This is a genomic window from Pseudomonas sp. DF5, assembly GCF_058148225.1.
Window position 1 is genome coordinate 68,386 of record NZ_JBYVYM010000011.1, and the last position, 19,720, is coordinate 88,105.

Annotated in this window: 20 protein-coding genes; 12 read left to right on the forward strand and 8 right to left on the reverse strand. The window is 60.8% G+C overall.

The window, feature by feature from the left end; translation table 11 throughout:
* Positions 1–2 precede the first annotated feature (2 nt).
* Positions 3–1,160, reverse strand: a complete 1,158-nt coding sequence (emhA, locus tag AC30D7_RS12330) for an efflux RND transporter periplasmic adaptor subunit EmhA (RefSeq protein WP_490134230.1) — start codon at positions 1,158–1,160, stop codon at positions 3–5.
* Positions 1,161–1,425: 265 nt separating this feature from the next.
* Between emhA and emhR the strand changes: the two genes are divergently transcribed.
* Entirely contained in the window at positions 1,426–2,058 is a 633-nt protein-coding gene (gene emhR / locus AC30D7_RS12335; RefSeq protein WP_490134231.1) for an efflux system transcriptional repressor EmhR, read from the forward strand.
* Positions 2,059–2,333: 275 nt separating this feature from the next.
* Here emhR and AC30D7_RS12340 read toward each other — a convergent pair whose 3' ends face one another.
* From AC30D7_RS12340 to AC30D7_RS12350, 3 genes are read right to left on the reverse strand one after another with little or no spacing between them, the layout of a single operon-like run.
* On the reverse strand, positions 2,334–3,383 hold the full coding sequence (locus AC30D7_RS12340) for an alkene reductase (RefSeq protein ID WP_490134232.1): 1,050 nt from the start codon (positions 3,381–3,383) through the stop codon (positions 2,334–2,336).
* A gap of 21 nt (positions 3,384–3,404) precedes the next feature.
* Complete coding sequence (locus AC30D7_RS12345; RefSeq protein WP_490134233.1) at positions 3,405–4,574, reverse strand: MFS transporter; 1,170 nt, start codon at positions 4,572–4,574, stop codon at positions 3,405–3,407.
* Between the two features lie 34 nt (positions 4,575–4,608).
* Complete coding sequence (locus AC30D7_RS12350; protein WP_105348352.1) at positions 4,609–4,911, reverse strand: ArsR/SmtB family transcription factor; 303 nt, start codon at positions 4,909–4,911, stop codon at positions 4,609–4,611.
* Between the two features lie 155 nt (positions 4,912–5,066).
* On the opposite strand from AC30D7_RS12350, the gene AC30D7_RS12355 reads away from it, so the two are divergent.
* On the forward strand, positions 5,067–5,636 hold the full coding sequence (locus AC30D7_RS12355) for an acyl carrier protein phosphodiesterase (protein WP_490134234.1): 570 nt from the start codon (positions 5,067–5,069) through the stop codon (positions 5,634–5,636).
* A 22-nt stretch (positions 5,637–5,658) separates the two neighbouring features.
* On the opposite strand, the gene AC30D7_RS12360 is transcribed toward AC30D7_RS12355, so the two are convergent.
* Both AC30D7_RS12360 and olsB read right to left on the reverse strand, forming a co-directional pair.
* The gene (locus AC30D7_RS12360) at positions 5,659–6,453 is read right to left on the reverse strand and encodes a lysophospholipid acyltransferase family protein (RefSeq protein WP_490134235.1); all 795 of its coding nucleotides are present in this window, start codon (positions 6,451–6,453) and stop codon (positions 5,659–5,661) included.
* Entirely contained in the window at positions 6,453–7,208 is a 756-nt protein-coding gene (gene olsB, locus AC30D7_RS12365) for an L-ornithine N(alpha)-acyltransferase (RefSeq protein WP_305411414.1), read from the reverse strand. The genes AC30D7_RS12360 and olsB overlap by 1 nt, the downstream gene beginning before the upstream one ends.
* Before the next feature lie 154 nt (positions 7,209–7,362).
* On the opposite strand from olsB, the gene AC30D7_RS12370 reads away from it, so the two are divergent.
* The 5 genes from AC30D7_RS12370 (at position 7,363) to AC30D7_RS12390 (ending at position 11,697) form a co-directional block, all read left to right on the forward strand.
* Entirely contained in the window at positions 7,363–8,250 is an 888-nt protein-coding gene (locus AC30D7_RS12370; protein ID WP_490134236.1) for an acyl-CoA dehydrogenase middle domain-containing protein, read from the forward strand.
* A 177-nt stretch (positions 8,251–8,427) separates the two neighbouring features.
* On the forward strand, positions 8,428–9,522 hold the full coding sequence (locus AC30D7_RS12375) for a serine hydrolase domain-containing protein (RefSeq protein ID WP_490134237.1): 1,095 nt from the start codon (positions 8,428–8,430) through the stop codon (positions 9,520–9,522).
* Positions 9,519–9,848, forward strand: a complete 330-nt coding sequence (locus tag AC30D7_RS12380) for an amidase (RefSeq protein ID WP_490134238.1) — start codon at positions 9,519–9,521, stop codon at positions 9,846–9,848. The genes AC30D7_RS12375 and AC30D7_RS12380 overlap by 4 nt, the downstream gene beginning before the upstream one ends.
* A 99-nt stretch (positions 9,849–9,947) precedes the next feature.
* On the forward strand, positions 9,948–10,538 hold the full coding sequence (locus tag AC30D7_RS12385; RefSeq protein WP_028939271.1) for a YceI family protein: 591 nt from the start codon (positions 9,948–9,950) through the stop codon (positions 10,536–10,538).
* 1 nt (position 10,539) lies between these two features.
* Positions 10,540–11,697, forward strand: coding sequence for a phospholipase D-like domain-containing protein (locus AC30D7_RS12390; RefSeq protein WP_490134239.1), 1,158 nt, complete (start codon positions 10,540–10,542; stop codon positions 11,695–11,697).
* A gap of 131 nt (positions 11,698–11,828) precedes the next feature.
* Here the strand turns inward: AC30D7_RS12390 and bglX are convergent, their stop codons facing one another.
* Positions 11,829–14,120 carry a beta-glucosidase BglX gene (gene bglX / locus AC30D7_RS12395; RefSeq protein ID WP_490134240.1) on the reverse strand — a complete coding sequence of 764 codons (2,292 nt, stop codon included), beginning with the start codon at positions 14,118–14,120 and terminating at the stop codon, positions 11,829–11,831.
* A 247-nt stretch (positions 14,121–14,367) separates the two neighbouring features.
* On the opposite strand from bglX, the gene AC30D7_RS12400 reads away from it, so the two are divergent.
* The 4 genes from AC30D7_RS12400 (at position 14,368) to AC30D7_RS12415 (ending at position 17,929) form a co-directional block, all read left to right on the forward strand.
* Positions 14,368–14,979 (forward strand): LemA family protein, encoded by a 612-nt coding sequence (locus tag AC30D7_RS12400; RefSeq protein ID WP_490134241.1) that lies wholly within the window; start codon positions 14,368–14,370, stop codon positions 14,977–14,979.
* A 43-nt stretch (positions 14,980–15,022) separates the two neighbouring features.
* The gene (locus AC30D7_RS12405; protein WP_490134242.1) at positions 15,023–15,763 is read left to right on the forward strand and encodes a TPM domain-containing protein; all 741 of its coding nucleotides are present in this window, start codon (positions 15,023–15,025) and stop codon (positions 15,761–15,763) included.
* A 48-nt stretch (positions 15,764–15,811) separates the two neighbouring features.
* Positions 15,812–16,429, forward strand: a complete 618-nt coding sequence (locus AC30D7_RS12410; RefSeq protein ID WP_018926845.1) for a TPM domain-containing protein — start codon at positions 15,812–15,814, stop codon at positions 16,427–16,429.
* 273 nt (positions 16,430–16,702) lie between these two features.
* Positions 16,703–17,929, forward strand: coding sequence for a class I SAM-dependent methyltransferase (locus AC30D7_RS12415; protein ID WP_490134243.1), 1,227 nt, complete (start codon positions 16,703–16,705; stop codon positions 17,927–17,929).
* Here AC30D7_RS12415 and AC30D7_RS12420 read toward each other — a convergent pair.
* A complete protein-coding gene (locus AC30D7_RS12420; protein ID WP_430954140.1) occupies positions 17,919–18,833 on the reverse strand; it encodes a DMT family transporter in 915 nt (304 codons plus the stop codon). The genes AC30D7_RS12415 and AC30D7_RS12420 overlap by 11 nt on opposite strands.
* Before the next feature lie 303 nt (positions 18,834–19,136).
* Here AC30D7_RS12420 and AC30D7_RS12425 point away from each other — a divergent pair, with 303 nt between their 5' ends.
* Positions 19,137–19,718, forward strand: coding sequence for a DJ-1/PfpI family protein (locus AC30D7_RS12425; protein WP_105348322.1), 582 nt, complete (start codon positions 19,137–19,139; stop codon positions 19,716–19,718).
* The last annotated feature ends 2 nt before the right edge of the window (positions 19,719–19,720 follow it).

The window sequence follows — 19,720 nt, forward strand, 5'->3', positions numbered from 1 at the left end:
ATTTACTCCCCTTTGCCGCCGACAGCGACTTTGGCTGCCTGTGCGGGGACCGGGCTCTTGGCGTTGACGTTGGTGGCTTCAGTGGCCTTGACTTCAACACCAGGTCTGACGAATTGCAGCCCTTCAGTGATCAGGCGATCGCCTGCCTTCAGGCCGTCTTCAATCAGCCATTGGTTGCCGACAGTACGGCTGGCCTTGAGCTGACGCAGTTCGACCTTGTTGTCCGGACCGACGACCAGCGCGGTCGGGGTGCCTTTGAGGTCGCGGGTCACGCCTTGTTGCGGAGCCAGAATCGCCGCGCTATTCACCCCGGATTGCAACTGAGCGTGAACGAACATGCCCGGCAGCAGGGTGTGATCAGGGTTCGGGAACACCGCGCGCAGGGTCACGGAACCGGTGGTCTGGTCAACCGAGACTTCGGAGAACTCGAGCTTGCCGTCCACTGCGTACTGGCTGCCGTCTTCCAGGGTCAGCTTGACCGCGGCGGCATTGTCGCCGGCTTTTTGCAGACGACCGCTTTCCAGTTCACGGCGCAACTCAAGCAGCTCCACCGAGGACTGGGTCACGTCCACATAGATCGGGTCCAGTTGCTGGATGACGGCCATGGCGTCGCTCTGGCCACTGCTGACCAGCGCGCCTTCCGTCACCGACGAACGACCGATGCGACCGGAGATCGGTGCGTAGACCTTGGTGTAGCGCACGTTGATCTGAGCGGTCTGCAGGGAGGCTTCCGATTGCAGGCGGTTGGCCAGTGCCGTGTCGTATTCCTGGCGGCTGACAGCTTGCTCGTCGACCAGTTGCTTGTAGCGGTCGGAGATCGACTTGGTCGAACGCAGGTTGGCTTCGGCGCTTTTCAGGGTCGCCTCATAAACCGACGGGTCGATCTGATACAGCTGCTGACCAGCCTTGACGTCGCCGCCTTCCTTGAACAGTCGCTTGAGAATGATGCCATTGACCTGTGGGCGAACTTCGGCGATGCGGAACGCACTGGTGCGCCCCGGAAGTTCAGACGTCAGGGTGAAGGCTTGTGGTTGCAGGGTTACGACGCCGACCTGAGGGGTGGGTGCGGCAGGTGCCGCCTCTTCCTTTTTACATCCGCTGAGCAGCGATGCCAGGGCGACGGCAGTAACCAGAGCGGTAACAGCTGGCTTGAATTGCATGAAGATCCTCGGGTCAGGCGCGCAAATAGCGCACAAGAAAGGTGAAAGGGTAAAAAAATTCTACCGGGTGGATAAGTAGCTTGCTAAGGAATATACTTACATTCATGGTTGTTTGTAAATACCTTGGCGGCGTACCCACACCGTTACAAAAGCCGTTCAAAGGTTCGAATTTTAGGCCGGAGACGAAGCCCGAGAGCGCTCGTTCCACTTTTATTCAGCGGATATTCAGACATCGCTGAGGCCCCCTGATTGAGGTTGTACTGCCATGGTCCGTCGCACCAAAGAGGAAGCTCAAGAAACCCGAAGCCAGATACTCGAAGCGGCAGAAAAAGCCTTTTTCGAGCGAGGCGTGGCACGCACGACGCTGGCGGATATCGCCACCCTGGCCGGTGTGACTCGCGGGGCTATCTACTGGCATTTCAGTAACAAGGCGGATCTGTTGCAGGCGATGCTCGATACCTTGCACGAGCCGTTGAATGAAATGGCCAAGGCCAGTGAAAGCGAAGACGAACTCGACCCGCTGGGCTGCATGCGCAAACTGCTGATTCATTTGTTTCATCAAGTTGCCATGGACCCGAAAACCCGACGCATCAACGAGATTCTGTTTCATAAGTGCGAATTCACCGATGAAATGTGCGACCTGCGCCAGCAGCGCCGAACGGTCAATCTCGATTGCAATGTGCGAATCGCGCTGGCTCTGAGTAATGCAGTGAATAGGGGTCAGTTGCCGGAAGACCTCGACACTGCCCGCGCGGCCATCAGCCTGCATGCATACATCGATGGCATCCTGTATCAGTGGCTGTTGGCGCCCGAGAGTTTCCAACTGCACGCCGAAGCCGAGCGTTGGGTCGATACAGGTTTGGATATGCTGCGCTTGAGTCCCAGTCTGCGCAAATGAAACAAAATGCGTAATTGGATCCGTTTATGTCAATACTCGAAGCGGGGAATCTTGCTACTTCGCTCGCCTTTATGTAATCGGGTGCTTTTATATACGTACGTTCGCCAGGTTGATAGGTAGCGAGCTACGTATTTTGTAGGGATTTTGTGTCGCATGTGTGAATGAGTGTGAATGAGCAGGCTGCAAGGCTGCAGAAGGTTGTGATCTTTTGATCTTCCAAATGCAAAAGCCCCGACTCGAAAGAGCCGGGGCTTTTGCATTTCAATGGTTGAGGCTTACAACGTCGGATAGTCGATATAACCGACCGGGCCCTTGCCGTAGAACAGTTCCGGACGCGGCTCGTTCAGCGGCGCGTCGGCCTTCAAGCGCGCCGGCAGGTCCGGGTTGGCGATGAATGGCACACCAAATGCCACCGCGTCAGCCTTGCCACTGGCCAGCCACTCGTTGGCGCTGTCCTTGGTAAAACGCTCGTTGGCGATGTACGGGCCGCCGAAGGCTGCTTTCAATTGCGGGCCGAGGCTGTCGGCGCCTTCTTTCTCACGAGAGCAAATGAACGCGATGCCGCGTTTGCCCAGTTCACGAGCAACGTAGGTGAAGGTCTCGGACAGGTTGTCGTCGCCCATGTCATGGGAATCGGCGCGCGGTGACAGGTGCACGCCGACGCGACCAGCGCCCCAGACTTCGATCGCAGCGTCAGTCACTTCCAGCAACAGGCGCGCACGGTTTTCCAGGGAGCCGCCATAGTTATCGGTACGCTGGTTGGTGCTGCTTTGCAGGAACTGGTCGAGCAGGTAACCGTTGGCGCCGTGGATTTCCACGCCGTCGAAACCGGCGGCCTTGGCATTCTCGGCCCCCACACGGTAAGCGTCGACGATGTCGGCGATTTCAGCGGTTTCCAGGGCGCGCGGGGTTGGGTAGTCGGCCAATGGACGAACCAGGCTGACATGGCCTTTAGGCTGGATCGCACTCGGTGCGACCGGTGCTTCGCCGTTCAGGTACGAAGGGTGGGAAACCCGACCCACGTGCCACAGTTGCAGGAAGATTTTGCCGCCCGCGCCGTGGATCGCTTTGGTCACGTTGCTCCAGCCGCGCACCTGGTCGTTGGACCAGATGCCGGGAGTGTCCGGGTAACCGACGCCCATCGGCGTAACCGACGTGGCTTCGCTGAGGATCAGGCCGGCAGAGGCGCGCTGCACGTAATACTCGGCCATCAGCGCGTTCGGCACACGGCCTTCGTCGGCGCGGCAGCGGGTCAGCGGTGCCATGATGATGCGGTTGGCCAACTCGAGGTCGCCCAGTTTGATCGGATCGAAAATAGTCGTCATTTAATAGCTCTCTTTTGGAGATCAGTTAGAAGTAACAGGGGCCAGTTCGGGGTCGCCGCTCTGACGGAAAGTAATCAGGGTCACCAGCAGGGCGAGCACCGCCAGTGCGGCGGCCGCGAGCGGCACGCGGGTCAGGCCGAAGCCGTGGGCGATGACGCTGCCGCCGACCCAGGCACCGAGTGCGTTGCCGACGTTGAAGGCGCCGATGTTCAGGGTCGACACCAGGTTCGGTGCAGCCTTGCCGAAGGTCACCACGTTGACTTGCAGGGCCGGCACGGCGGCAAAGCACGCGGTGGCCCAGAGGAACAGGGTGATTTCGGTCGGGATCAGGGCCACGCTGGTCCAGGTCAGCACGGTGGAGACCACCGCCATGGTGATGAACACGCCGATCAACGTCGCCGCCATGCCTTTGTCAGCCAGCTTGCCGCCGATGATGTTGCCGACCGTCAGGCCCAGGCCGATGAGCACCAGAGTCCAGGTCACGCCGCGCGGGGAAACACCGGTGACTTCGCCCAGCAGGGGGGCGACATAGGTGAACAAGGTGAAGACCGACGCGGCGAACAAGGCGGTCATGCTCAACGACAGCCAGATACCGGCCCCCTTGAGGGCGCGCAGTTCGGCGCGCATGTCGAGTTTCTCTTCATCGCGCTTGGCCGGCAGGAAGCGGATCAAACCGATCAGCGCAATCACACCAATCACGGTCACTGCCCAGAAGGTCGAACGCCAGCCGGCTTCCTGGCCGAGCGCGGTGCCCAGCGGTACGCCGAGGACGTTGGCCAGGGTCAGGCCGGTGAACATCAGGGCCACGGCCGACGCACGTTTGTTGGCCGGCACCAGACCTGCCGCCACCACCGAACCGATGCCGAAGAACGCGCCGTGGCACAGGGCGGTGACCACACGGGCAAACATCAGGACGTTGTAGTCACTGGCCAGGGCGCAGAGCAGGTTGCCGACGATGAAAATCCCCATCAACGCTACCAATGCGGCCTTGCGCGGCAGCCTGGCGGTGGCCAGTGCCATGAACGGCGCGCCGATGGCCACGCCCAGGGCGTAACCGGTCACCAGCCAGCCGGCGCCGGGGATCGACACGCCGAGGTCCGCCGCCACATCGGGCAGCAAGCCCATGATGACGAACTCGGTGGTGCCGATGGCGAAGGCGCTCAAGGCCAGAATGATTAGCGAGAGGGGCATGGTTGATTCCTTATCGGCGTACTGACGTAAAGGGTCAGAGCTCTTTGCTGAAGGTGCGGAGGAATTCCTGGATGGTTTCCTCGTTGCGTTTGAAAAAATGCCACTGGCCGACTTTGCGGCTGCTGATCAGGCCGGCGCGTTGCAGGGTTGCCAGGTGTGCAGACACCGTGGACTGCGACAAACCGCAACGTTGATCGATCTGCCCGGCGCAGACGCCGTGCTCGTTGCTGTGGGTCTGGTCGGGGAATTCGACGGTCGGGTCTTTGAGCCAGTGCAGGATTTCTCGCCGTACCGGGTGTGCCAGGGCTTTTATTATTTCGTCGAGGTCGAGGTTCATGGCTTGGGACTCGTGATGAGTAAAACGTTATATCGCGATGGGGCGAACTTTAAATCGGTATTTCGCGATATACCAATATGATTTCGGTCTGATGACTTCATAAATCGGTATATCGGGTTATAACGATATTGGTGAGGCGGTGCTAAGCTGCGCCCATGAACTATCTCGCACATCTGCACCTCGGTGGCCAACGCCCCGGTCAAATGCTCGGCAGTCTGTATGGCGACTTCGTCAAGGGACGGCTGCAAGGGCAGTTCGATCCGGAGATCGAAACGGCCATCCAGTTGCATCGCAGCATTGACGTGTTTACCGATCGCCATCCGTTGGTGGACATCGCCTTGTCGCGGTTTTCCATCATGCGCAGGCGTTACGCCGGGATCGTGCTCGACGTGTTTTTCGACCATTGCCTGGCGCGGGACTGGGCGCTGTACGCCGACCGTCCGCTTACGCAGTTCACCTCGGATGTTTACCGGGTGCTGCTGGCCGAGCCGCAGTTGCCGGAGCGCCTGGCGAAGATTGCACCGCACATGGTGGCCAATGACTGGTTGGGGGCTTATCAGGAATTCGAAGTGCTTGAGCAGGTGCTGCGGGGGATTTCACGGCGACTGACGCGGCCCGAGGAGCTGGCCGCGGCAATGCAGGAGTTGCGGCGGTTGTATGAACCGTTGAGCGAGGATTTCCGGTTGTTCTATCCGCAGCTTCAAGACTTCGCACAAAACCGCTGACACCAATCCTACAAACGCAAAATCAGGCGGCGATCAGTTCGCCGGCACGCCGTGGCTCGGCAGGTTTCGCGACTTCACCAAACAACGCCTTCTGCACCGCCTGCTGCGCCTCGAACGCCAGCGCCGCGCGTTCCCGGTCCTGGCACTCGATCGGCTTGAGCAGATGAATCTCCACCTCACCCCGATCATTGGCGAACAAGCGCATCAGGTGTGACAGCAAATCATCATCGCCAATGAACGGTGCCAGGGTATCCAGCTCGCCGTTGCGCAGATAACGAATCGCCACTGGTTGCAGCGCCACTTCGGAATCGATCGCCGCGGACAGCAAACGACCGTGGAATGTGCGCAGCGAACGACCATCGGTGGTGGTGCCTTCCGGGAACATCAGCAGCGGGTGTTCCTGTTCCAGATGGCGAGTCATCTGTTTGCGGATCAACTGACTGTCGCCTGAACCACGGCGAATGAACAGGCTGCCAGCCTTGGCCGCCAACCAGCCCGCCACCGGCCAGGTGCGCACTTCGGCCTTGGACAGGAACGACAGCGGCGTGAGCATGCCCAGCAGTGGAATGTCGGTCCAGGACACGTGGTTGCTGACCCAGAGCATCGGCGCCTTCGGCAATTGACCATGGACGGTGACGTGAAAGGGCAGGGCATTGCTCAGCCGCGCCATGAAAAACCGCGACCAGCGCTGGCGGCGGACCATCGAATGGGCAATCCCCAGCCGCTCGAATAATCCGAACACACTGGCCATGCTCAAGCCCAGCGCCACCACCATCAGCACTCGCGCAATTCGCGCGTACACCCGTAAACGGCTCATTACACAGCCGCCTTGAAGTGCTTGGCGTAACGCGGGCAGAGCTCGTCGCGCTTGAGCAGGATGAACACGTCGGCCACCTGGAAGTCTTCGTCCCAGCACGGCTCGCCGCAGATTTTCGCCCCCAGGCGCATATAGGCCTTGAGCAGCGGCGGCATTTCAGCGATGACGTTCGATGGAATAGCCAGCGTTGGCAACGGCTTCTTCGGCTCGGCCCGCAGATGTTCGGTGCACAGGTAGCGTTCGCGCAGACGTTGCATGATTGCGTGAGCCTGGATACCGCCGTCCTGCATCGGAATGCTCGCGCATCCCATCAGATAGCTATAACCGCCCTGGTTCAGCACTTCGGCCAGTTCACCCCAGAGCACGGCGATGGTGCCGCCGTTGCGGTAAGCCGGGTCGACGCAGGTGCGACCGATTTCCAGGATCGGGCCTTTCAGATGAACCAGGCCATGCAGGCTGAATTCTTCTTCGCTGTAGAACTTGCCCAGGCTGCTGGCGGCCGTGTGGTCGAGCAAACGAGTGGTCGCCACCAGGCGCCCGGTGTTCAAGTCACGTACGCCGATGTGGGCGCAGTGAACATCATAGTCATCCATGTCCAGACCCAATTCCGCGCCTTTCAGCCTGGCGTTGAATTCGCCGCTGAACACGTTGAAGCGCAAGGCCTGGGCTTCCTGCAGCGCCTCGGCGCCCACCAGGCGTTCGGCTTGCAGGCGGCGTTCATTGCCGGTGTCGCTGATGCGGGCGATCTGAGTCATTGCGAATCTCCGTACGGGCTGGCCACCCGTCTTGGGTTGCAGCCGATCGACTTTCTTTATGCAGCCGTGTTGTGCAAAGTCAGGCTATGTAGCCCCGGTGTCATCGCCATGAAGCTTTGGTGATGCTTATATGACAGCCCACAAGGAGCCTCTTATGCCCTGGCAAACCCTGTTGAACCGCAGCGATCGCCTGCCCGCCGACCCCGACCTTGGCGAAGGTTTCGCGACCTTGCTGCACCGCTTGGGCACGGTCACGCCATTCGATCTGGCGGTGGCTGGAGGACGGCTGATGGCGACACCGGGGTTGGCGTTTTTGGTGGGGTATCAGGCGGCGCTGCGGATGCTCTGGCCGAGCGCGCCGCTGAGCCTCGGTGCGTTGTGCGCGACCGAGCAGCGCAGCTTGCGGGTGGCGGACATGCAGACCCGGCTGCGGGATCTGCGTCTGAGCGGACGCAAGGATTTTGTCACCGCTGGCGATGCCGCCGACTGGCTGCTGGTCGCCGCTCGCAGCGAAGAGCCAGGCAGCGACCCGCGCCTGAGTCTGGCAGTGGTTTACCCCGGTGAACCGGGCGTGCGTCTGGAGAAACTCGCGCCGTTGCCGTTGATGCCCGAGATCAGCCACGGTCGGCTGTTTCTCGACAACGCGCTGTGCGAATTGCTGGCGGGGGATGGCTGGGATGCTTACGTCAAACCGTTCCGCACCCTGGAAGACATTTATGTGCTGAGCGCCATGACCGCGTGGCTGTTCGGCATTGGTCAGGACAACGACTGGCCGCACACCTTGCAACTGCGTTTACTGGCGCTGCTGGCCGGGTGCGCGGAAGTCAGCCGCCAGGCGCCGAACAACCCGGCCGGGCATGTGTTGCTGGGCGGTTTGTTTGCGCAGTTCGATGGGCTCAAGGCTGAAGTGAATCAGGCCATGACCGACGGCCCGCCGCAGTGGGCGGCAATGTGGCAGCGCGATCAGGCGGTGATGGATCTGGCGGCAGGGGCGCGGGGCAAGCGGTTGGCCAAGGCGTTGGCGGCATATTCGTTGGGCTGACGGGCCCCTTCGTGAGCAAGCCCACAGTTGATCTGCGGTGTTCACACATTTTGTGCTCACCACAATCCCTTGTGGGAGCGGGCTTGCTCGCGAAGGCGATCTCTTGGACGACGCAAATTCCAAAACTGTCATCAAGCTCGACTAGGCTCTGCAGGTTCATTCTCCGAGCCTCCCACCATGTTCAAAGGCCTGTCCCTGACTATCACTCTGCTGCTCAGCCTCACGGCGCAGGCCGAAAACTGGCCGGCCGAGCAGTGGCCAACGGGGCCGACAGTCACCGGCCCAGCCGTTCAGGCCCTGGAAAACTACGCTTTTCCACCCCGCGACGACACCACCCGCGAGGGCATCCGCACCGATGCCCTGTTGGTGATCCATGACGGCCAACTCGTCTATGAGCGCTACGCCGATCCAACCCGCGCCGACACCCCGCACCTCACCTGGTCGATCAGTAAAAGCCTGATGGCCACGGTGCTCGGCGTGGCTTATGGCGAAGGTCTGTTCAAATTGCAGGACCCGGTGGTGCAGTTCTATCCAGCGCTGGAAAAACATCCCGCCATGACCATGGCCGACTTGCTGCACTGGGCCTCTGGCCTGGATTGGCAGGAAGACTATGAGTACGCACCGTTGAAGTCCTCGGTGGTGGCGATGCTCTACACCCGAGGTCATCGCGACATGGCTGCGTTTACCGCCGACCACGACGCATACGCCAGGCCCGGTCAGGCCTTCCGTTACTCCAGCGGCGACAGCAACTTGTTGGCCGCCGCGTTGAAAAATATCGTCGGCCCAAGCCGTTATCCGGATTATCCGTGGACCGCATTGTTCGAACCCTTGGGGATTCGCGGCGCGGTTTGGGAGGCGGATGCCACGGGGACATTTGTCGCTTCGTCCTATGCCTACCTCACCGCCCGGGACCTGGCACGGGTCGGTCTGTTGATGGCGCGCGACGGTCGCTGGCGCGAGCGGCAGCTGCTGCCCAAGGCGTGGGTCGACTTCAGCCGCGAGCCGTTCGCCCGCTACCGAGCCAACCAGGATGAAGCGGTGCCCGGCGGCCATTGGTGGCTCAATCGAGCGGCGGACGGTGCAGCACAACCCTGGCCCGATGCGCCCGTCGACACCTTCGCCGCGCTGGGCCATTGGGGCCAGGCGATGTATGTGATTCCCAGCGAAAAACTGGTGATCGTCCGCTACGGCGATGATCGTGATGGAAGTTACCGGCACAACGAGTTGCTCAAACTCGCGCTCAAGGCGTTTGCCATGAAGGTGCAGCCATGAGCCGTCGCAGTTTTATTCGCCGTCGGCCGTTCAGCACATTGTTGCTGGTGCTGCTGATCGCGTTGCTCGGCTGGGGCTGGCAGGAGCGCGTGGCGCTGTGGGCGTTCCCGGACATCATCAGCGCCTACACTGCCAAGGAATACTGCTCGTGCCGTTACGTGATGAACAATCCGGCGGCGTATTGCCAGGGTTACGTAAAGCAGTATTTACCCACCAGCGTGTTCGTCGATGATGCCGCGAGCAAGCGGGTGACGGTCGGCGGTATGGGGCGCAGCAACAACGCCGCTTGGGTTGGCGAACGGCAGGGATGTCGCCTGCAACCCTGAACTTTCCCCTGTAGCAGCTGCCGAAGGCAGCGGCTACAGGTTTGCAACTCCCTCGCGGACAGTTATGGTTCGCTCAGGTTTATCTGCCCCCGAGTTTCTATGTTCAAGCGGTTCATCTGCAAAACCCTCGCTTCCCTGCTGCTGGCCGGTGTCACCGTGTCGGCCCAGGCCAATTGGTATCTGGACGGCGAGTCCTCGCGGCTGTCGTTTGTCAGCACCAAAAACGCCAACATCTCCGAAGTGCAGCGCTTTCTGGTGCTGCATGGCAAGGTCGACCCCAAGGGGCTGGCCGAGGTAGAAGTCGAGCTGGAGTCAGTCAACAGCGGCATTCCGCTGCGTGACGAACGCATGCGCAAGGAACTGTTCCAGATCCAGACGTTTCCCGAGGCGCTGATTACCACGCAAATCGATTTGCGGCCAATCAACGACCTGGCACCCGGTGCGCAACTGGAATTGCGTTTGCCGGTGACCGTCAACCTGCATGGCAAGCAACACCAATACAACGCCGAACTGCTGGCGACCCGTCTCGATGACCGGCGCTTTCAAGTGGTGACCCTCGAGCCTTTGGTGATCAGCGCCGAAGATTTCGACCTGGCCCCAGGCCTGGAAAGCTTGCGCAAGCTCGCCGGTTTGTCGGCCATCAGTCTGTCGGTACCGGTGGGTGCGGTGCTGATTTTCACGGCGCGCTGACATGCGTGGTGCAATTTTTCCGTGGCGCGAAGGCAATCGCTTCGAACTGCTGATCGACGGCCCGCAGTTTTTCCCGCGCATGCTGGTGGCGATTGCGCGCGCCGAAGAGCAAGTCGAACTGGAGCTGTACCTGGTGGAGGCGGGAGCGTGCGCCGAGGCGATGGTTCAGGCGCTGGTCCAGGCGGCCGAGCGTGGCGTGCGGGTACGCTGTCTGTTCGATGACTATGGCAGCCTGGCCTTCACCCTGACTTTGCGTCAGCGCCTGATGGCCGCCGGGGTCGAGTTGCGTTTTTACAATCGGCTGAGCTGGCGACGCTGGGTGGGCAACTTCTATCGCGATCACCGCAAGTTGCTGCTGGTGGATCAATCCCTGGCGGTCGTCGGTGGCACCGGGGTCACCGATGAGTTCTGGTCACCGGGCGAAGACACCTGCGAATGGCACGAAGTGATGGTGGAAATCACCGGTCCCCTGGTCATCGACTGGCAATTGCTGTTCGACCGCCAATGGATCGCCAACCGCTATCGGCGTGCCTGGAAACCCGTTTCGCACTTCGGTTTACCGCGCCTGCCGCGAGTGCCGGTGATGGGCGAGGGCATGGGCCGGGTCGCTTATGCCGACGCCCGTCAACATCGGGACATTCTGCAATCGCTGATTCGCGCACTGAACAGCGGCAAGCAGCGAATCTGGCTGGCCACGCCTTATTTCCTGCCAACCTGGAAAGTCCGCCGCTCGCTGCGCCGGGCGGCGAATCGTGGCGTCGATGTGCGTTTGCTGCTAACCGGGCCGCGTACCGATCACCCGTCGGTGCGCTACGCCGGGCATCGCTACTATCCGCGACTGCTCAGGGCCGGGGTGAAGATCTTCGAATACCAGCCGTGTTTCCTGCACCTGAAAATGGTGTTGATCGACGATTGGGTGAGCATCGGCTCGTGCAACTTCGATCACTGGAACCTGCGCTTCAATCTGGAGGCCAACCTCGAAGCCCTGGACCCCGGACTGACCCGGGCGGTGGCGGCGAGTTTCGAGAATGACTTTACCCTGAGCCAGGAAGTCAGCCTGGAGGCGTGGAAGCGCCGACCGTTGTGGCGGCGGGTCAAGCAAAGGGTGTGGGGATGGGTGGATCGGGTGGTGGTGAATCTGCTGGATCGGCGCGGATAGTTGTCACACTAAAAAACACTGTGGGAGCGGGCTTGCCCGCGATGGCGGCCTGACAGTCAACAATGATGTTGAATGTGATGGCCTCATCGCGGGCGAGCCCGCTCCCACAGGTTTTTGCAGTGTTTGAACGGTTACAGCAACTCAAAACTCTGCTGCGTCACGTCCTGGGAGTCCAGGCCGATCTGCACGTTGAATTTGCCTGGTTCCGCGGCGTACTTGAGCTGGGCGTTGTAGAACTTCAGGTCATCCTCGGTGATGGTGAAGTGCACGACTTTCTGTTCGCCGGCCTTGAGCAGCACTTTCTGGAAGTTCTTCAGTTCCTTGACCGGGCGGATCATCGAGCCGGTCACGTCCTGGATGTACAACTGCACCACGGTTTCGCCGTCACGCTTGCCGGTGTTCTTCACCACGACGCTGGCATCGAGCTTGCCGGTCTTGTTCAGCGTGGTCGACGACAATGCCATGTCGGTCAGGCTGAACTGGGTGTAGCTCAGGCCGAAGCCGAACGGGAACAGCGGCCCGGTGGTGTCTTCGAAATACTGCGAGGTGTAGTTGCCCGGTTTGCCGGGAGTGAACGGCCGGCCGATGCTCAGGTGGTTGTAGTAGGTCGGAATCTGACCCACCGAACGCGGAACGGTGATCGGCAGCTTGCCCGACGGGTTGTAGTCGCCGAACAGCACGTCAGCGATAGCGTTACCGCCTTCGGTGCCGCTGAACCAGGTTTCCAGAATCGCGTCAGCCTGCTCTTTCTCTTCGAGAATCGACAGCGGACGGCCGTTCATCAACACCAGCACCAGCGGTTTGCCGGTGGCTTTCAACGCCCTGATCAGCTCGCGCTGGTTGCCCGGGATGTTCAGGTCGGTGCGGCTCGACGATTCGTGGGACATGCCACGGGATTCGCCCACCGCAGCTACTACTACATCAGCATCCTTGGCGGCTTTCACCGCTTCGTCGATTAACACGTTGGCCGGGCGCGGATCGTCCACCACTTCCGGGGCGTCGAAGTTGAGGAAGTTCAGGTAATCGAGGATTTTCTTGTCGTCGGTGATGTTCGCGCCACGGGCGTAGATCAGCGTCGACTGCGCGCCGAGGGCATTTGTCATGCCGTCGAACAGGGTCACCGATTGCGCCGGACGGCCAGCGGCGGCCCAACTGCCCATCATGTCGATCGGCGCCTTGGCCAGTGGGCCGACCAGGGCGATTTTCGCGGTTTTCTTCAGGGGCAGGGTGTCGCCCTGATTCTTCAGCAACACCAGGCTGCGGCGCGCGACATCACGGGCTTCGGCACGGTGCAGGCGGCTTTCGGCGTAGGTGTCGGCCGGGTCATCCTCGGCCTTGCCGATGCGCAGGTACGGGTCTTTGAACAGGCCCATGTCGTACTTGGCGGCGAGCACTTCGCGCACGGCGTTGTCGATGTCTTTCTGTTCGATCTCGCCGGACTTGAGCAGCCCCGGCAGCTCTTTGCCGTAGAGCGTGTCGTTCATGCTCATGTCGATGCCGGCCTTGATCGCCAGCTTCGCCGCTTCACGACCGTCGCGGGCGACGCCGTGTTTGATCAGTTCGAAAATCGCCCCATGGTCGCTGACTGCCAGGCCCTTGAAGCCCCATTCCTTGCGCAGCAGGTCGTTCATCAGCCAGGTGTTGGCGGTGGCCGGTACGCCGTTGATCGAGTTCAGCGCAACCATCACCCCGCCGGCACCGGCGTCGATGGCGGCGCGGTACGGCGGCAGGTAATCCTGGTACATCTTGACCGGGCTCATGTCGACGACGTTGTAGTCGCGACCGCCCTCGACCGCGCCGTACAAGGCAAAATGCTTGACGCTGGCCATGATGCTGTCGGCTGCGTTCGCACCGCTGCCCTGCAAGGCCTTGACCATCACGCCGGCGATTCGCGAAACCAGGTAGGTGTCTTCACCGAAGCCTTCGGAGGTGCGGCCCCAGCGTGGGTCGCGGGAGATGTCGACCATCGGCGCGAAAGTGATGTCGAGGCTGTCAGCCGCGGCTTCCTGGGCGGCGATGCGCCCGGACCGGCCAATGGCGTCCATGTCCCAACTCGAGGCCAGGGCCAGGGGAATCGGGAAAATGGTGCGGTGGCCGTGGATCACGTCATAGGCGAAGAACATCGGGATCTTCAACCGGCTGCGCATGGCTGCGTCCTGCATCGGACGGTTTTCTGCGCGGGTGATCGAGTTGAAGGTGCCACCGATATTCCCGGCGGCGATTTCCTTGCGGATCATCTCCCGAGGCATTTCCGGGCCGATGCTGATCAGGCGCAACTGGCCGATCTTTTCATCGAGGGTCATCTGCTTCATCAGGTGGCTGATGAAGGCGTCCTTGTTCTCTATCGGAGCGGGCGTCGTGGCGGCCAATACGGTATGACTGGCCAGGCTGACGAACAGGCCCAGCAAACACAGCTTCTTCATGAATGTTTTTCTCAAAAGGCCCAAGCGGCAATGAATACGCGCCGGTCAGCCAAAATTTTGGGAGCGACTATTGTTGTTCGGGTGTTGCTCAGAAAAATGCAGCACACTTCTTACTGTTTTTTCGCTGGGCATCTTTTAGCCCATTGGCTCGCTGCAATCCAGTAGCGGCGCAGATTATGCCCCAAGAGCCGGGCCCAGAGTTCGCCGGTTGTTTTATCAACGCAATGTGCAAGGGAGCATCAACCAGATGAATGTACGACACCCCTATCGGTCGAGCCTGCAGGTTGCAGCCTTGATGTTGTTGACCACACTGCTGGCCGGTTGCGGCATCAACACGATCCCGACCCTCGACGAACAGGCCAAGGCTGCCTGGGGCCAGGTGCAGAACCAGTACCAGCGCCGCGCCGACTTGATCCCTAATTTGGTGGAAACCGTCAAGGGCTATGCCCAGCACGAACAGGAAACCCTGACGGCGGTGATTGAAGCCCGGGCCAAGGCGACGTCGATCCAGGTGGATGCCAGCACGCTGGACAATCCGGAAAAACTCAAACAGTTCCAGCAGGCGCAGGATCAGCTGACCGGCGCGCTGAGTCGGTTGATGGTGGTGTCCGAGCGTTATCCGGACCTCAAGGCCAACCAGAACTTCCTGGCGCTGCAATCGCAACTTGAAGGCACCGAGAATCGCATCGCCGTGGCGCGTCGCGACTTCATCCTCGCGGTGCAGAAATACAATACCGAGCTTCGCACCTTCCCCGGTCGCTTGTGGCACACCGTGATGTACAGCGACTTGCCGATCCGCGAAACTTTCGAGGCCACCAGCCCCGGAGCCGAGAAAGCGCCTGAAGTGAAGTTCAAGTAGGCGCCGGACCGGGTTTGAAGTGCCACCAAGGATGAGGTTGCCAATGCGTGTGTTGAAAGTGGGCCTGGTGCTGTTGTTCTGGGTATTTGCCCTGACGGCCCAGGCCGGGTTGAAGTTTCCGGAACTGACCGGACGGGTGGTGGACAACGCCCAAATGATCGAGCCAGCGGTGCGCGAGCAGCTGGTTCAGCAGCTTAATGCCCACGAGAAATCCACCGGCGAGCAGTTGGTGGTGGTCACGTTGCCGGACCTGCAGGGCGCCGACATCGCGGATTTCGGTTATCAGCTGGGACGCTACTGGGGCATTGGCCAGAAGGACAAGAACAACGGCGCGCTGCTGATCGTCGCGCGTGCCGAGCGAAAATTGCGGATCGAAGTCGGTTATGGCTTGGAAGATCGCCTGACCGATGCGCAGAGTTCGGTGATCATCAATCAGGTGATCACGCCTGCGTTCAAGGCCGGTAATTTCAGCAAGGGCATCAGTGATGGCGTTTCGGCGATGCTGGTGGTGCTGGGGGGCAATCCGCTGAACGAGCCGTCGACGGTGTATGAGCCGCGTGGCAATCAGGAGAGCGATTTCGTTGCGCGGCATCCGGGGGTATTCGTGTTCCTGGTGCTGCTGTTTATCCTGACGGTCTTCGTCGGCCAGATGTTCGGTATTCTGCCAAGTGGAGGGGGTAGAGGCCGGGGCGGTTTTGGTGGCGGAGGTTTTGGCGGCGGAGGCGGGGGCTTCAGTGGCGGCGGGGGAAGTTTCGGTGGCGGCGGTTCGTCGGGCGGCTGGTGATGACACGGCAGGAAACACAACAACAATAGCGAGCAGGCATTCATAAACATGGCATTACTGACTGAACACGAACAACGCAAAGTCGCCGAGGCGATTGCCCGGGTCGAGCGCGACACCGACGCCGAACTGGTGACAGTGCTCGCGGCCCGCGCCGACGATTATGCGTATATCCCGCTGCTCTGGGCCAGCCTGTTGGCGCTGGTGGTGCCGGGTATCGTGCATTACCTGACCGGTTGGCTGACCATGCACAGTCTGTTGCTGGTGCAATGGGTCAGCTTCATCGTGTTGTGCCTGGTGTTCCGGATTCCGAAAGTCACCACGCGCCTGATCCCGCGCTCGGTCCGTCACTGGCGTGCGTCGAACCTGGCGCGTCGGCAGTTCCTGGAGCAGAACCTGCACCACACCGTGGGCGGCACCGGCATGCTGATTTTTGTCTCCGAGGCCGAGCGCTATGTGGAAATTCTGGTGGATGAAGGGATTTCCAAACGGCTGGACAACAAGAATTGGGACGCGATTGTGGCGACGTTTACCCAGCAAGTGAAGCAGGGGCAGACGTTGCAGGGGTTTGTGACGTGCATCGAGGCGTGCGGCGAGTTGCTCAAGGTGCACGTGCCGGTGACACAGGTACGCAATGAGTTGCCGAATCGGTTGGTGGTGTTGAGCTGAATCAAAAAATCGTCCGAACGCGGCCCGAGCTTTCGGCAGCTTTTGTGGCGAGGGAGCTTGCTCCCGCTGGGCTGCGAAGCGGCCCCAAAACCGGCAAACACACGCTGTCAGACACACCTCGTTGTCTGCTTTGCGACTGCTGCGCAGCCGAGCGGGAGCAAGCTCCCTCGCCACAGAATCTTTGCCGTTTGGCAAATAACAGTGTTCCTGAACCGCATCCCCCCTAAAATACCCGCCATTCCCCGATTCGCACCGCCCGAGGCCGTTTTTTCCATGTCTGTCACCGTCACTCCCGCCAGCCTCGCGCCGGATCACCACGCCCAGTTCATCGACCTGCTGCAAACCAGCCTGGATGCCAATGCCTTCATCAAACTGGTGCTGGCCAAGTACGTTGGTGGCGAAGCGGACTTGCAGCGGTTGATCATCAAGCAGCTGACGGTCAAGGATCAGCCGTGCCTGTCCTTCGTCTACCGATACAAGACCCGCGACATCACCAAGAACCTGCCGATTGCCGAAGGTGTGGCGACCATTGCCGCGCTGTTGCCGGCATCGTTCAAAAATGCGCATTTACTGTCACTGACCGACGAAGCCCAGCTCGAATACAGCAAAAAGGGCAAATCTTCGCTGTTCAAGAGCAAACCCCAGCAATTGCGTGAAGTGCCGTCCGCCGAGCACAACCGCGAAAAGAACCGTTTCCTCGACCTGAACCGGCCGTTCCTCAAAGACCTCGGCGTGACCAACGCCCAGCATGAGCTGATCCCGGCGATGTCGCGCAAGTGGAAGCAGATCAACAAGTTCATCGAAGTCTTCAGCCATGCGCTGACCTCCTCGCCGCTGGCGCTGGACAAACCGGTGCGGGTGGCGGATTTCGGCTCGGGCAAGGGTTATCTGACATTCGCGATCCACGATTACCTGCGCAACACCCTGAAAGCCGAGGGCGAGGTGACTGGCGTCGAGCTGCGCGAAGACATGGTCAAACTGTGCAACAGCGCGGCGGCGAAGCTGGAGCATCCAGGGTTGGTGTTCAAATGCGGTGACGTGCGCAGCGTGGCGCCGAGCGAGCTGGACGTGATGATCGCGTTGCATGCCTGCGACATCGCCACCGACTATGCGATTCACACCGGCATTCGTTCCGGCGCTGCGATCATCATGTGCTCGCCGTGCTGCCACAAGCAGATCCGCCTGCAGATCCAGAGCCCGGCGCTGCTCAAGCCGATGCTGCAATACGGCCTGCACCTGGGCCAGCAGGCGGAAATGGTCACCGACAGTTTGCGTGCGTTGTTCCTGGAAGCCTGCGGCTACGAGACCAAGGTGTTCGAGTTCATCTCACTGGACCACACCAACAAGAACAAGATGATTCTGGCGGTCAAACGCGCCGAGCCGGTGGACCCGGCTCAGTTGTTGGTGAAGATTCAGGAACTGAAGGATTTCTACCACATCAGCGAACATTGCCTGGAAACCCTGCTGCGGGCTGATGGGTTCCTGGTCGCTAAGGCTTGAGCTGAACCCCCGCCGGTAACGTGCCCGGTTGCGCCGGGCGCACTGCGGTCTTGCGCCCGAGCATCACCGTCACGATCACCCCGGTGGCAAACAGCCAGGTAATCGGCTCGACGTGCTCACCGAAGAACAACGCCGAAAACGCGATGGTGAAGAAGATCTGCAGCAACTGGATCTGACTGACCCGGGCGATGCCGCCCATGGCCAGCCCGGCGTACCAGGCAAAGAAGCCGATGAACTGCGAAAACAGCGAGACATAACCGAAGGCCCACCAGGTCCTGGTCGAAATCTCGCCCTGATGTTGCAACCCCAGGTACAGCACCGGCCCGATCAGCAGCGGCGTCGACAATACCAGCGCCCAGCAGATCACCTGCCAGCCGCCCATCTCCCTGGCCAACCGGCCGCCTTCGGCATAGCCCAACCCACCCACGGCAATCGCCCCGAGCATCAGCAAGTCACCGGCCTGAATACTGCCGGCGCCGCTGATCAGCGCATAACCGAGCACCAGCGCACTGCCCAGCGCGGCGCAGGCCCAGAAGGCTTTCGACGGACGCTCATGGGACAGCCACGCGGCATACAGCGCCACGCACAGTGGTTGCAAACCGTTGACCAGTGCGCCGTGGGAGGCGGGCAGCGTCTGCATGGCCCAGGCCGACAGCACCGGGAAGCCGAGGATGACCCCGGCGATCACCAGTGTCAGGCCTTTGACCTGTTTCCAGGTGGGCCATTTTTCCCGGCGCCACAGCAATAACAGCGCAGCCGGAATCGCCGCGAACAGCGCCCGGCCAAGGCCATTGAGCAGCGGATGCAGTTCCTGCACGACGATCCGTGTGAAGGGCAGGGTCAGGCTGAAGATAACGACGCCGATCAGGCCGAGGGCCATGCCGGTGTTTTCGCGCGAGGACATGATGGCAACCAGTATCGAGGGTGGCGGGAAGAGCCTTTATCTAGCCATAAACGCGGGGCATGCCGCTGTTACAGCTAGGCGCAAAGATAGGCGTACAGTTTGAGGACGCCTTCGCGAGCAAGCCCGCTCCCACAGGTTTTGCATCGCCCTCAAGAACAACACAGTACCTGTGGGAGCCGGGCTTGCCCGCGATGAACGATGACGCGGTCCATCAGGTAGTAACTGGTTATTACCCGACCCGCCGGATAAGGACTACCTTGAATACTCCTGCAGGCCCACGCATTTTCCAGAGGAGTCCTCCCCATGGCTGCTAAAAAAATCCTGATGCTGGTTGGCGATTACGTCGAAGACTACGAAGTGATGGTGCCTTTCCAGGCGCTGCTGATGGTCGGTCACACGGTGCATGCCGTTTGCCCGGACAAATCCGCCGGCCAGACCGTGCGCACGGCTATCCATGACTTCGAAGGCGACCAGACCTACAGCGAAAAACCCGGTCACCTGTTTGCCCTGAACTTCGATTTTGCCAAGGTCGATGCGGCGGACTACGACGCGCTGCTGATCCCGGGCGGTCGTGCGCCGGAGTACCTGCGGCTGAACGAAAAAGTCCTGGCGTTGGTGCAAGCGTTCGACAAGGCTGGCAAACCGATCGCGGCCGTGTGTCACGGCGCGCAATTGCTGGCCGCTGCCGGCATTCTTGAAGGTCGCGAGTGCAGCGCCTACCCGGCCTGTGCCCCGGAAGTGCGCCTGGCTGGCGGCACGTACATCGATATCCCGGTGACGGAAGGCCACGTTCAAGGCAATCTGGCCACAGCCCCGGCCTGGCCGGCGCACCCGAGCTGGCTGGCCGGTTTCCTCGGGTTGCTGGGCACCAAAATCACGCTGTAACG